15 protein-coding genes and 1 pseudogene are annotated in these 12700 nt (G+C 37.7%); 5 read left to right on the forward strand and 11 right to left on the reverse strand.

The window, feature by feature from the left end; translation table 11 throughout:
• Positions 1 to 150: 150 nt before the first annotated feature.
• The 6 genes from ABTV07_RS14330 to ABTV07_RS14355 form a co-directional block, all read right to left on the reverse strand.
• A complete protein-coding gene (locus tag ABTV07_RS14330; protein WP_433743284.1) occupies positions 151 to 1695 on the reverse strand; it encodes a DUF4041 domain-containing protein in 1545 nt (514 codons plus the stop codon).
• 120 nt (positions 1696 to 1815) lie between these two features.
• On the reverse strand, positions 1816 to 2127 hold the full coding sequence (locus ABTV07_RS14335) for a hypothetical protein (RefSeq protein WP_433743286.1): 312 nt from the start codon (positions 2125 to 2127) through the stop codon (positions 1816 to 1818).
• Entirely contained in the window at positions 2127 to 4295 is a 2169-nt protein-coding gene (locus ABTV07_RS14340) for a hypothetical protein (protein ID WP_433743288.1), read from the reverse strand. The genes ABTV07_RS14335 and ABTV07_RS14340 overlap by 1 nt, the downstream gene beginning before the upstream one ends.
• Positions 4296 to 4641: 346 nt before the next feature.
• Positions 4642 to 4974: a hypothetical protein gene (locus tag ABTV07_RS14345; protein WP_433743289.1), complete on the reverse strand. Its 333-nt coding sequence runs from the start codon at positions 4972 to 4974 to the stop codon at positions 4642 to 4644.
• Positions 4975 to 4991: 17 nt separating this feature from the next.
• Positions 4992 to 5255 (reverse strand): helix-turn-helix domain-containing protein, encoded by a 264-nt coding sequence (locus ABTV07_RS14350; protein WP_433743291.1) that lies wholly within the window; start codon positions 5253 to 5255, stop codon positions 4992 to 4994.
• 262 nt (positions 5256 to 5517) lie between these two features.
• Positions 5518 to 5829, reverse strand: coding sequence for an NINE protein (locus ABTV07_RS14355; protein WP_433743292.1), 312 nt, complete (start codon positions 5827 to 5829; stop codon positions 5518 to 5520).
• A gap of 118 nt (positions 5830 to 5947) precedes the next feature.
• On the opposite strand from ABTV07_RS14355, the gene ABTV07_RS14360 reads away from it, so the two are divergent.
• Complete coding sequence (locus ABTV07_RS14360; protein WP_433743294.1) at positions 5948 to 6082, forward strand: hypothetical protein; 135 nt, start codon at positions 5948 to 5950, stop codon at positions 6080 to 6082.
• Between the two features lie 65 nt (positions 6083 to 6147).
• On the opposite strand, the gene ABTV07_RS14365 is transcribed toward ABTV07_RS14360, so the two are convergent.
• The 4 genes from ABTV07_RS14365 to ABTV07_RS14380 all read right to left on the reverse strand — a co-directional run bounded on the left by ABTV07_RS14365 (position 6148) and on the right by ABTV07_RS14380 (position 8496).
• Positions 6148 to 6480, reverse strand: a complete 333-nt coding sequence (locus ABTV07_RS14365) for a hypothetical protein (protein ID WP_433743296.1) — start codon at positions 6478 to 6480, stop codon at positions 6148 to 6150.
• 49 nt (positions 6481 to 6529) lie between these two features.
• Positions 6530 to 7087 carry a hypothetical protein gene (locus ABTV07_RS14370; protein WP_433743298.1) on the reverse strand — a complete coding sequence of 186 codons (558 nt, stop codon included), beginning with the start codon at positions 7085 to 7087 and terminating at the stop codon, positions 6530 to 6532.
• 703 nt (positions 7088 to 7790) lie between these two features.
• On the reverse strand, positions 7791 to 8057 hold the full coding sequence (locus ABTV07_RS14375) for a hypothetical protein (RefSeq protein ID WP_433743299.1): 267 nt from the start codon (positions 8055 to 8057) through the stop codon (positions 7791 to 7793).
• Positions 8058 to 8085: 28 nt separating this feature from the next.
• A complete protein-coding gene (locus ABTV07_RS14380) occupies positions 8086 to 8496 on the reverse strand; it encodes a hypothetical protein (protein ID WP_433743300.1) in 411 nt (136 codons plus the stop codon).
• A 220-nt stretch (positions 8497 to 8716) separates the two neighbouring features.
• Between ABTV07_RS14380 and ABTV07_RS14385 the strand changes: the two genes are divergently transcribed.
• Positions 8717 to 9277, forward strand: coding sequence for a recombinase family protein (locus tag ABTV07_RS14385; RefSeq protein ID WP_433743302.1), 561 nt, complete (start codon positions 8717 to 8719; stop codon positions 9275 to 9277).
• A 13-nt stretch (positions 9278 to 9290) separates the two neighbouring features.
• Complete coding sequence (locus ABTV07_RS14390) at positions 9291 to 9539, forward strand: hypothetical protein (protein ID WP_433743304.1); 249 nt, start codon at positions 9291 to 9293, stop codon at positions 9537 to 9539.
• Between the two features lie 19 nt (positions 9540 to 9558).
• On the opposite strand, the gene ABTV07_RS14395 is transcribed toward ABTV07_RS14390, so the two are convergent.
• Positions 9559 to 10383, reverse strand: coding sequence for a DUF6414 family protein (locus tag ABTV07_RS14395; protein WP_433743305.1), 825 nt, complete (start codon positions 10381 to 10383; stop codon positions 9559 to 9561).
• Positions 10384 to 10549: 166 nt separating this feature from the next.
• Between ABTV07_RS14395 and ABTV07_RS14400 the strand changes: the two genes are divergently transcribed.
• Complete coding sequence (locus ABTV07_RS14400) at positions 10550 to 12169, forward strand: recombinase family protein (RefSeq protein ID WP_433743307.1); 1620 nt, start codon at positions 10550 to 10552, stop codon at positions 12167 to 12169.
• Positions 12112 to 12657, forward strand: a pseudogene (sigK, locus tag ABTV07_RS14405) (RNA polymerase sporulation sigma factor SigK); the annotation flags it as partial. The gene ABTV07_RS14400 and the pseudogene sigK, both read left to right, overlap by 58 nt.
• Between the last annotated feature and the right edge of the window lie 43 nt (positions 12658 to 12700).

The raw sequence follows: 12700 nt of genomic DNA on the forward strand, positions 1-12700 counted from the left end.
TTGGAGTTTTGACAAGTGAAATTAACTCATAGAAACAACTTTTACGAAAATAGGCTTGTTTTTAGAGTGTCGGAACAGTTTGATTTGCGGTCACGAGCTTAAATAAAGAAAAGACCCTTGAAACGGGGTCTTTTAATTTTCTTTGAGTCATTATGAAACTTTTTTCGTATTCTTTTTCTCGATCATCATCGTTTCTCTATACTCTTGTGCAATTCCTAATTTAGTGAATTCGACAGGCTTATTGTAGGTTTTACGTACAACCTCTTCTAATTCCTTTAATGAGATGCGGAAAAATTCTTTTCGATTATTAACCTTATTTACTCTTTTTTCTTCAAAGGTTTTATGGAGTTCACTTTCTAATGCAGGGGCATCTTCTGAAAAAATCATGGCATGAACATCAAAAGTAAATGGAACTGACGCACTACCTAGCTCTCTAATGCGGTCAAGAGGCTCAAGTCTTCTGGTCATACCAATTTTATAAACATCAGGACCAAATGATCCAATATTAGAAATGATATAAACATGACCCGCTTTAGCATTACGAACTCTGAAATCTATTTCAGCTTTTTCATCATCGATCTTTTTAAGCTCTATTCCTATCTTTCCAATTTCGTGTTGTATTTCATTGAGCATGGTTTTATTAGAAGTATATTCTAGTTGTTTTTTATATGTGGCAAGCGCATTTTTATAATGTTGCTCTTCTTTTAAAAGGATTTTCAATCTGTCTTCTAACTCTTGTTTTGCTTTCCATTCCTCACGCATTAATTCCTTAATACGCCGTTGTTCTTCTCGTTCTTCATTCTTCTTCCGAGCATATTCATAAGCTAAATAAAGTTCTTCCAATTTTAAGTTCAAATAATAATCAGTTATTTCAATTAGGGTGTAGCTGTTTAATTTATTTAATTGAACCAATGCTTTCCGAATTTTCTTCTCAGCAGACTCAATGTTGTTAAATTTGACTTTATGAATTACCGCATCACATTCATTATTAAACGAACGAATGGTTAACTTGATGTTCTTTTTATTCATAGCTTCGCCTTTACGACTGTTGTTATTTAGCGTCCAATGATTAAAATGATTAACAGCCAAGTCATCTTTAACTGCCTCTTTTTGAGCCGTTCGAACTTTATCGAGCATCTCCTTGTATTCTTGAGAATCCTCTAGGTCATATCGGAGGTCATAGAACCCGAATGATTGATAAAGAAGTTCATCTTTTAAAACGATTAATTCCTTCGTGAAATCATCCCTGACTCTTTTTAATCGATTCAGTTGATGAAGTTTCCTCCGTAATGTTTTATTGGCTACTTGTGCTTCACTCATCTTATTCATTATTTCTCGCTCCAATAATACAATCTTCAACTTAGACAATAGAGTAATCCGAGCCGTTTCTTTTTGTTTAATTTGGATGTGGTCTTCAAGTTCTTCTATTTGATTAATTCGAGCCTTTTTTTGGAGCTCTTCTTCTTCGAAAAGTACCATTTTTAAGCTTTCAAATTCTTCTTCTTTGATGGTTTTATACTCCTCAATCTGTCGTTTCTTATCTTGGTCATAATTTTGCAAGTGGAATTTTAGTTCCTTTTTCTGTCTCGAAATTAAGAAAACCCCAATAATCAATGGAATAATCAAAAACCAAAGAGAAAATAAAACGGCAACAAACCAAGTAGAGTAGTACCACTTAAATCCAGAGAATTGCATGTAACCCCTCCCTTTTACCTAATTTTACCACTGTTACTTTTCTCATGGGTACCTTATTTGTTCTTAAAAGAAAATTCCCTATCGAAAAAACGATAAGCTAGGTTTCACTTATCGTTTTGATTATTTATTGGCTTTGGATTCTAATTCGAATATTTCAGGATAGGCGGCTTTTAAGGGGTCTTGGATTCTAGGTAAGGAGAACAAAAACTCCTTCAGTTTTCGTCCCGACACCTTGTACGTGTGGGAGGCGGTTTCTGTGGTCAACTTTTTGGTCCGAAACCACCTGCGTGCCGTCTCTGTGCTTACTTTCGTTATCTCGGCGATAACGGATGGCTGGTAAAGCGCTCGATCCACAATCATATCAAAATAAGGCGGGAGCTTCGGGTCATACCCAAGCTTTTCACAGCGTTTGAGGTACTCATCAAGTTTCATCAGTCATCACCCTGTTTGAGTAAGTTGATTTTTTGCTTGATTGCCTTGATTTCTTTATCGAGTTCGACAGTCTTTTTTACCCAACTGTTGACCTCTTTGTATTTACCAGATGGACCTTTGGACAGTTTTGCTGCCAACGATTCATGTTCCTGTAATTGCGTTTCTAGAGCATTTACCTCGGCAGTTTGTGCAGCATTTAATTCTTTCTCCTCTGCTTTTGGCGTTTCTTGAAGGGTGATCTCGGCGGTTTCTTCTTCTGTGAAAGATAGAAGCCCCCTCATTCTCATCCAATCATAAAACTGCCCCTCTTTGTTTTGACCAAGCTCCCACGGGAAATTGAGTACGCGGTCGATCGCCGTATAATAATCTTTCAAGGAGATATCGCTCGTGTAATGGGCACGCCCTGTGTTTCCTTGTTTCTTCCTTATATCATGCCGAACATGGATCTGGGCTGCACGTTCTTTAACAGTGGGCTCCAGTTCTGGAACGGGTGTTTTAATGAGTAGGTTATAAACGGTATGCCGCAAATCATAATACTTGAACGAATTTCTCGGGGTCTTATCTGGACGTTTCCGATCAATCGGTTCATCGGATAAAAAGAGAAAATGTTCTCTCGAGAATACCGATAGCCACCTTGATATCCCTGCCGAAGTGTAGGGTTGATTGGGCAGTTCGTTCTTTGGTCTGATCAAGTAGCCTTTGCCGATGTCACTCGGGTTGTTTTTGTAGAGAATGGACTTCAAATACAGATTGATCAACGTCACAAGCCTTGGGACGATTAAGGTCCCCAGTTCACTGTGGGACATGGAGTAGCCGCCTTTGTTGTACTCAATCCACAAACGACCATACCCTGATAAATAATGGGGGTCATCTTCCGATAATTCAACAAGATCGTTGATTTCTTCGTCGAATCGATATCGTTTCAACAGATGCGTATTTTTATCTAAATCAAAGTCCTGAATCTTTAGGTGAGCGAATTCATCGGGGCGAATGCCTACTAATGCACCGAACATAAAAATGAGTGTTTTTTTCATTGGGTCGTGCCAGTCGGCGTTTCGTACAATTTCCTTTGCCTTGAGAATTTCCTCATGGGTTAAGAAGACCGAGATCTCTTCATCTGAATCGACCGAGTCGTTTCTTCTAGCCGCTTTTGAAAGGGCGGTTTCAACGGCGATCTCAAAATCCTCAAAGTTTTCGCGTGCCTTCTCGACTTCTTCCACTGTCACATGGTAACGACCGCTTTTCGCTTTTTGTCTTAATTCAACCCATTCTTCCTTTAATTCGCTTAAGACGAAATAGAGAAAAGGAGTGAGTACGGCGCTATTCAGTTGACCGAAAGAAGTGGTTTTGTAGCCTTTTTTAATGTAATTGATGTCAGCTGGTGAAAAATCGATGATTTTAAAATACTCTTTTTCTTCATTGAACTTCTGCAGTTCCTCATCCGTCAAATCTCTCAGCTTCCCAAGGCGTTCGGTCACATGGTAATCCTTAATACCAGCACGCCCACAGATGATGCGATAGAAAATCAACGCCAATTTGCTTTTCCAATCCTCAAGAGCTTTTTGGGGTTTTACAGGCTTTTTGCTCCATTCAATTTTTCTTCCAACGAGAATCCCTTCTCCTTTTTCCCTTCTGATTAAATAGGAATTGATCCACTTTTGTTGATCATCTGTCAGCATGTCGAACAATTCACCTTTTCTAAAATTCCCTCTTTCCGCCCACGTCTTTTCATGAATGAATTGAATGTTTCTTTTGAACCATTCCATGTCCCAGAAGAAATGACTGATCCGTCCTTCTTCGAAGAGTTCTGGCTTATTGGAAGAAACTTCCCGCAACCATCTGTAACTGATTCCAAGTGTATCAGCGATTTCTTTCAGGGTATGACCAATATCTTCCCGCTTGAAATTTTCCGCCCAATTTTTGTGGAAATAAACCTTGGCATTCGCAGCGTTTTTTTTCGGCAATACGTCCTCATTCACGATCACCATATTCGATCGGGGGATGTGACCACTTTCGATTAATTCGAAAAGCAATGCTCTCGTCATTTTCAATTTTTTTCGAAATTCTTCTACGTTCATAAGCTCGCCGTGATGAGCCACATACTCTTCAAAAGTGGGCAATTTCGCGCTGTTTTCAACTACTTCCCTGGATTTTTCTAATGCGGTCATTCTTCCATCACCTCTACTTTTAGTATGCACACAAGGGGCACAACCTATGTATATTTTCGCTGGATAACTCCACGGTTTTCCGCAGGAAAACATAGTGGTTTGTGACCCTTGTGTGTATGGGGGTAAAAAAAACGATACATAGCAGGAAAAGACGAAAAAACAGAATGAAAAATGCGGGTTGATGTATAGTGGGATTAATAATGGTGCAAAATATGAATAACGAGAGGCAGAAAGAAGAAAGTGCATATATCTATAGTATGTGCTTTTTTCGCGTTGATTATCCATTTTTTTGATTTCGTATCAACATAAATAAGCCGCGGGATTCGTTTGGGACCCGTGGCTTTTTCTATGGCATTTTACTTTCGTAGTATTCGATTAAATGGCTGACCCTGCTTTTTAATGTTTGCATCTTTTTACTATTACTATTGGCTTGAAGATCGTCGAACAATTTCATTATTTTATTCTTTTCGGTGTGGGGATTATAGATCTTACTTTTTTTCCAAGTGTCACTGGTAGTCGCAATTAACTTTGAGATCGTTCCACTTGCTCCACAAGAGGAACAGCTCCAATTCGTGGTCATGGCATGCATGACTGCTTCTTCTTCACAATCCATACAAGGAAACTTGATGATGGGTTTGACATAGTGATAATCGATTTTGTTTGACTTAAAATATGCCAACGCTGCAAGTTCCAGACTCAATGGAGGACCTCGGTGAACGACTTGCGGCTTTTTGATTTCTTCATGAAATACTTAAAATCACTTCCGATGATAACGTACTTTCCACCAAAATTATAATTCTCCAATTTTCCCGATCGACACCATCTGCGAACCGTTTCCTTGCTGATGCCTAGCATCTCTGAAATCTTTTCTGGGCTTAGCGGCTCCTCGTCCGAAATATTCGTAAACAACGGATGAATACATGGCTCGAACCCTAATTCTTTTTCAATATTTTGCTCCATTCATTATCATCTCCTGTGTCTTTTTATATTTTTTTAACGTCGTTGATCAAATGTTTTACTGGAATTGATTTATTTTTATTATGTCTTTTGTGTCATCTTTTCATACCTAAAAATTCGTTTTTTGGACTTTTGAAATTGCTCGTTCAGCACATTGATCAATCTTTTGATGACCCTTAATAAAAAAAGCTAGTGCCCAGTAAAGGGAACTAGATTCCCAAATAAAAAAGAGCGGTTTTTAATTTCGCTCTTAATATTTCTCGAATTACTTTTCTTCTTCTTCGACTTTTTCTTCATTTTTTTCTGTTTTCTCTGGTTGAATGACATTTACAACAACATTTTGTTGAACGTTATTATTTTGTTGAACGTGCCCTATGCCATTATAATTTGCTAATTTAACCTGTGTGGGTAAAGTAAACAAATCATAAATAAGACCGATCCCGAACAAGCCAAAAGTAAGCGAATATAAAATACCAGTGCCGATTTTCCCAAGATAAAACCTGTGAAGTCCAGCGAGTCCAAATATGGAAACTGCCAATAGTAGATAAGCTGTTCCAGTTGATTTTTGATTAACCATTTTATCACCTCTTATTTGAATATTCGGTTTTTTGAGACAAATCCTTTATATTTTTTTCAAAATATTAATTGTGATGGGACAAACCAATGCTTCATACATTGTGATGAGGTGATGCAGCTTGGGAAAGCAGATTCAATTCGTCTATCACCCGTCTGGCGACACAAAAATTGATGAGGAAAAAGCGAGAGAGGTAAAAATGTTGATTGCGCAATTCCTCGTCAAAAAAGCATTAGAAAAAGCCGCGAGCAAGTAGCGGCTTTTTGCTTTCAATTCGCGAGGAAATCCACAAGTATCTGCTTAATGAAATTACTTGTCATTTCAGTTTCCATACTTTGCATCTCTCGTAGGGATACCATATTCTTCTGGGTGATTAAAAATATCTTCATATGACAAAGTACTGACAACTTCAAATTTTTTCGTGTCAGAATTGTATTCGAAAACAACTAGTTGTTCCCATCCAGTTCCATTGCCACTATCAATAACACCCACTCTATTAGGTGCAATTTGAACAACTCTTCCACCCTGATTGGTAACATCGACATTTGGGGATTGAGATTGAATATATTTCTTATCATCAATCCTATACGTAATCACAATTAAACAAATTAAGATTCCACTTAATAGAACTTTCACAAAAGCATCGATTTTCATTTTTTATCCCCCTATTTTTAATGTAGATAAGAATGGGTATGCCGTCTGGTTATTTTTCTAGATCTGATAATTCAATTACCGAACCATCCTTGTCATAGTAAGTTAGCTCTGCGGGAAAAGCCTCTTCTATATCACTAGGAATTTTTTTATATCTGACAAACATTTCATCTGAATGGACGCTTGATTTTATATTAAAATCTCCATAATATAAATCCGCTTTTATATGGTCTATTTTTAAGTTTGGATTCTTTCCAACTATTACGCCGTACACCCCATTATTTGTTTGTATTTTTTGATAATCTGCAATATTATCCCCTTCTCCTGTATGTTGAATTTTATATCTTCCATTCCAACCTTTAATCAAATGAGCATACCCTAGGTTTTCACTTGGTGTCTTATATAAAACAATATAAGAACTTGTGTCATCCAGTCGAACAACTTCTAAAACATCGGGTTTATTGGATCCTGCCCCCCTGTTATTCCATTCTTTTAAGTTGGACTGAATTGCTGTACGGTTATCTTCGATATGGTATTGAGAAAAATAATACCAACAATAGCCTATTGAAATAATTAAAGTGAATGAAATTATATATAATGCTTTTTTCAAAATATTCCTCCCCTTTTTTTGCCTCCGTTTTAAATTCTATTGGAATGGCTGACTTAATAACCTATGAACTGTCGGTGAAAGTGAGACAGCGTCTTCTTTACCATCAAATAACATTCTTACCACTAGCTTATCAAATGAATACAAATTTTAACAGGTCGTGATTACGCTTTCTTATGAAAGTATTCTTCAAATTTATGGTTCGGAGTTAACAAAAAGCTAGTACCCACATCCTCATAAACCATGTTCTGCAAAATGGGATTTATTCATCTTATTGAATTTTTTATTTGGATACAATCGCCTACATTGTTCCGTCTCGCGCTTTAAGAAATAATGTTCACTTTATCTCAAACATCTGACCTGTAAAAGTGCATTCAGTCTCAACCTTCATGAAAAAAAGTTAACCTATCTCACCTTTCATGAAGGTTGAGATAAGATTAATTTTTCAAAGAAAAACAATGTCTCAAACTTTGTGAAAAGAGGCACTTATAAATCAAGTGATGCACCCGTTTTCCATCTCAAACTTTAAGAACTGTCTCAAACTTAATGAACAAAATCTCAAACTTGGTGAAGGAATATGATCAACTCCTTTTTTCAAATATTTATAAAAGAAAAATTTGTACTTCTTCGCGTGATTATGAAGCATTTCAAAAACGCTCGTCAAAAAGGCATTAGAAAAAGCCGCGAGCAAGTAGCGGCTTTTTGTTCATTTGAGTAACTTCAATCTAATGTTTGGAATTTTCAAAAGCTCTTTGATAATTTTTTGTTGAACATCACTATCCTGAATATGAGACGGACAATAATTTTCATTTTCTTTGTTTATGTCGTACATTTCCAACTCAAAATCGTCGTCTCTGTACACTTCTAATACGAACCATTCTTCTCCAATAGATACACGAATATGGTGAATTATTATACCATTGGGAAGAATTTGTTCTTTCAAATATTCAGAGTTCTCGATAAACACGTTCAATTTCGTTCATCCTTTAATTTGTTATTGGTTAAAATATGTAAGTTTTTATATGATAACCATAACCGATTTGTGTATCTGAAGCTATTACATTTTGGGATATTAAGTAACGTTTCAGTTCATTTATGACTGCTAAAACATCTTCTTTAACTTCAGGCAGGATTTTTTGATTATAAGATTTCTCCCATCCTCCATTTTCTTCTTCGACAGAAACATGAAAAGATAAGCCATCATTGAAGCATTGGATGCTAATTTCCACAATAAAATCTGTCTCTTCTTTGTACGAAAAGGTGAAATTTTTCACAACCATTTCTAACTTAGTTCCCCACATTTCTTCTGCTTTAAATTTTAGCTTTGTTAAATGTAAGGAATCAATGTAGGTATTGTCCATCGCATCAATAAATGATTGTTGAATGCCATATGCTGTGAAATACTCTTCCAAGAGGATCAGCTCCTTTTTACACATGATTTATAAAGAAAGCGGTTATTCCTTCGTGCATGAGGGGGTATCAAAAACGTTCAATTATGAGAAAAGCAGTATTTTCAATTTCAACCCATGATTTCCTCCCCTTTTCCGTCTCAAAACTCATTCTCAAAATCATCGACTCTTTATGTATGAAAAAAGGGTTTTTGAAACTATACTACAAGACTGAAATGAGGTGATGGCTTTGGGAAGAATATTGGGATACGCACGTGTCTCGACGCAAGATCAGAAATTGGAATTGCAAATTGATGCTTTAAAAGGGGCTGGTGTAGAAGATCGGGATATCTTCAAGGAGAAGATCACTGGCAGCAAAAAAGAACGACCAGCTTTGGACAAATTGCTCGAATATGCCGAACCAGGCGATACGATTGTTGTCTGGAAATTAGACCGTATGGGGAGAAGCATCAGACACCTGATTGAATTGATGGAGCATTTCAAAGAAAAGAATATTGCGTTCGTGTCGATCAAAGAAAACATCGATACCTCCTCTGCCACTGGTAAGCTCATCTTCAATATCTTTGCATCGCTTTCGGAATTTGAACGGGATATGATCATTGAACGTACGAAGGCGGGATTGGAGGCGGCGAGAGCACGGGGAAATAAAGGTGGACGACCTAAGAAAGATGCTGAGGCAATCAAAAGGGCGCTGAAGCTTTACCACTCAAAAGAATATTCGATTAAGGATATAACAAAGATGACAGGTGTGAGTAAAGCGACTTTGTATCGAAATCTTGATTGAACTGGAGGACTTTATGTTTACAAAATTCGAGAAGTTCGAACCATATATGTCTGAAGAGGAAATGAAACATTTCATCACATTATATAAAAGGATAAAGTCTCCTGAAGTGACGGTGCAAAAGAAAATAGAACACTATGCACTTTTTAATCGCGAAATCGAAAGAGTAAGAAAAAAAATACGCGAAAGACGCGCTGAGATAGATGAATCGTCCAGCCAAATATTCCCCCTTCAACAACTAAGGAGGAATAGGAAAAGCCGCTAAATTTTAGCGGCTTTTCCTTCTAAGCTTGATAAATGGCTATCGGCATAATTTCAATTGCTGGACCCTGTATTTCAAAAGAATCTTCTGTTATTTCATCAGTGTCGAAAGAAAAATCGCCATGGATTAAATTCGGAATGAATTTAATCAACTCTTCCTTTTTTATTTTCATTTTCCCAGGCAACAATTTGGCTAAATCAATTTTTTGATGAGGTTTATATATCTTTCTGATTTTACCTAGGATAGTGAATTCCCCTTCTAGATCATACCTATCTTCTAAAAAGTGCTCAGCGTCTAATGATGTGAAGAATTTAAAATCCCCATCTGTATATGGGTTGATAATCATTGTGACTTTTTTTAATTTAAAAAGAGAAGTAGCAAATTCTATATGCTTCATATCCTCTTTGGAAGTGTCAGCAGCAAAGAAACCTTTAAATTTATCGGTGAAGTCAATCATACTAGACATAACAAGTTCTGCTGGAGATTGTTTGAACTCACCATCTACTTCAATAAATTCACCTGTTCGAAGTTGATTCCAGATACCTTCATCAAATCCATATAGCTTTTGAATTCTATCTCCATCTTCAAGAAGAGTATGTAGATCTTTGAAAAGCGATGAAGTTGATCTGATTACCTTTCCTTCTTTTTCGGAACTGGTTTCTGCTTGCCTTTGATATTTTGCAACGATTTTCCCAAGGTTTCCTTCAAGTGCTTTTTCGTTTGATTTTCCTTGAGTGGAAACTAGAGTGTACTCAGGCATAAGATCATCAATCAACATGCTAAGAAATTGTTCGGTTTTCTTTCGGTTACACCAATAAATATCGGGTAAAAAATCGATTTTAAGCACCCCCGCAGATTATTTTTATTCAGGTTAATCATACACAAAAAATGGAAATTTTTCTATAATTAGAACTTGCGAATTGGTAACTTATTCCGATACCTTGCTTAAAAAGGCGAAAAACTCCTATACTTTTGAATATACATAGCTTCAAAAGGAAAAAGGAGTTTATTCTATGATAGGAATATATTGTCGCGTAAGTACGCAAGCACAGGCTGATGAAGGATATAGTTTGGAAACGCAAGAAGAACTTTGTTTGAAGCGGGCAAAAGACCTTGGCTATTCCTCCTCTCAAGTAAAAGTTTATCGTGAAGAAGGTCGCAGCGGTGAAGACATTGATCGCCCCGTGATGAATGAATTGCGGGAAGATACAGCAAACGGTATTGTGACAAAAGTGATTATCACCGATCCAGACAGATTGACACGCGATCTGACGGATAAGCTCATCGTCTGCAAAGAATGGGACCGACAAGGTGTGGAAATCGTCTTTATCGACACCGAGTACCAAAACACTCCTGAAGGTCAGATGTTCTTTAACATGCGTTCTGTATTCGCTCAATACGAACTCTCACAAATCCGCAAAAGAACCATTCGTGGAAGGCTTCGTGCGGTTGAGAAGGACAAAAAGATTATGCCGATGCGGGTCGCTCCATATGGATATGACTACAAAGATGGAAAACTGCTTGTAAACGAGCAGGAAGCGGCTTTTGTGAAGAAGATATATGAATGGTACCTGGAGGGCTCAACGCTCCGTGAAATAGGTGACAAGCTGTTTAAAGCGGGTGCAGTGCCTAAACGGGCAGAAAGCAAGAACTTCGGAGCCACATCCATACGGAGAATCCTCTCTTCTGAAATATATTTAGGGAAATATGTTTACAACAAGCGGGAGACCAAAAAGGTATGGGGAGAGAGAACATCGTCAGGCAAGCAGAAGAAAACTTATAGTATTCGTGACGAAGCGGATTGGATAACGGTTGATGTGCCGCAGCTTGTTGATCAGAAAACGTTCGATTTAGCGCAAAATCAAAAGGAAAAGAATATGAGGAAACGTGGCAATGTGAAATTCGAGTACCTTTTTAAAAGCCTCATTCGTTGCAAGCACTGCGGGCGGATTTGGGAGTGCACCACTTATAACGGTCGAGTCGATAAAAAAACGGGCGAACACAAAAAATACGCCGTGTACAGATGCCCGAACCTTAATCCAAAGCGATACGGCGATGGTATTGAAAAATGCGAATCCAAAAGCATCCGTATTGATTTATTGGATGATTACATCATGAATATGATTCGTGAGTGCTTAACGAGCCGAGAACTGTTTGAGGACGCTATAAAGGCTCAAATGACAGATAATGATGATGGCGTGGAGGATGAGCTTCAAGAGCTTGAAAAACAACTGAAACGCAAAACAGACGAGCGTGATCGAATAAAACGCATGTTTGTTGTTGCTCAAGTCATTTCTGAAGAAGAAATGCAGCGTGATATGAAGAAAGTCAACTCTGAGATAAGGAAAATCACCGAAGAAATTGATGAGTTAAATAAGAAGACACAAATGGACGGAAAGAATGAATGGAATTATGAGGACATTGACGCGGTGATCGCCAGCATCGAAAAGATGTTTCAAGGTGAGATGTGCTTTCAAGATAAGCGCGAATTGATGGAACTTCTGATTGATGAGATAACGATTGATGCCAAGACGGAAAAGGTCGGCATCACTGTTAAAGGTCTGCTAGAACATTGCTTTATGTTCACATCATCAAAAAGTTCGAAAATACAGGTGAAGATGCTGAAGACCTGATTTCCATCGGCACCATCGGACTGATTAAAGCGATTGAAAGCTATTCAGAAGGAAAAGGAACAAAGCTCGCCACCTATGCAGCACGTTGTATAGAAAACGAGATCCTGATGCACTTGCGGGCTTTGAAGAAAACGAAGAAAGACGTCTCCCTCCACGACCCCATCGGCCAAGATAAAGAAGGCAACGAAATCTCCCTCATTGATGTTCTAAAATCCGAATCCGAAGATGTAATTGATACAATCCAGCTCAGTATGGAATTGGAAAAAGTCAAAGAATATATCAGCGTCTTGGATGATCGTGAAAAAGAAGTCATCATCGGCAGATTCGGACTCGATTTAAAGAAAGAAAAAACGCAGCGGGAAATTGCAAAGGAACTGGGAATCTCCAGGAGCTATGTATCGAGAATCGAAAAAAGGGCGCTTATGAAAATGTTCCACGAATTCTACCGTGCCGAAAAAGAAAAGAAGAACCGAAACCAGACAGAATAATAAATAGGGCAAGAAGAAAAAAGAGAACCGAAAATGACTCCGG

It is taken from the genome of Falsibacillus pallidus, from assembly GCF_050990905.1.
Classification (GTDB): Bacteria; Bacillota; Bacilli; order Bacillales; family DSM-25281; genus Falsibacillus; species Falsibacillus pallidus_A.

Excerpts from the sequence above, each read along its gene's own strand:
- ABTV07_RS14330 (WP_433743284.1), bottom strand. The coding sequence starts at position 1,695 with ATGCAATTCTCTGGATTTAAGTGGTACTACTCTACTTGGTTTGTTGCC.
- ABTV07_RS14340 (WP_433743288.1), bottom strand. The coding sequence starts at position 4,295 with ATGACCGCATTAGAAAAATCCAGGGAAGTAGTTGAAAACAGCGCGAAA.
- ABTV07_RS14385 (WP_433743302.1), top strand. The coding sequence starts at position 8,717 with ATGGCTTTGGGAAGAATATTGGGATACGCACGTGTCTCGACGCAAGAT.
- ABTV07_RS14365 (WP_433743296.1), bottom strand. The coding sequence starts at position 6,480 with ATGAAAATCGATGCTTTTGTGAAAGTTCTATTAAGTGGAATCTTAATT.
- ABTV07_RS14355 (WP_433743292.1), bottom strand. The coding sequence starts at position 5,829 with ATGGTTAATCAAAAATCAACTGGAACAGCTTATCTACTATTGGCAGTT.
- ABTV07_RS14400 (WP_433743307.1), top strand. The coding sequence starts at position 10,550 with ATGATAGGAATATATTGTCGCGTAAGTACGCAAGCACAGGCTGATGAA.
- ABTV07_RS14335 (WP_433743286.1), bottom strand. The coding sequence starts at position 2,127 with ATGAAACTTGATGAGTACCTCAAACGCTGTGAAAAGCTTGGGTATGAC.
- ABTV07_RS14350 (WP_433743291.1), bottom strand. The coding sequence starts at position 5,255 with ATGGAGCAAAATATTGAAAAAGAATTAGGGTTCGAGCCATGTATTCAT.
- ABTV07_RS14390 (WP_433743304.1), top strand. The coding sequence starts at position 9,291 with ATGTTTACAAAATTCGAGAAGTTCGAACCATATATGTCTGAAGAGGAA.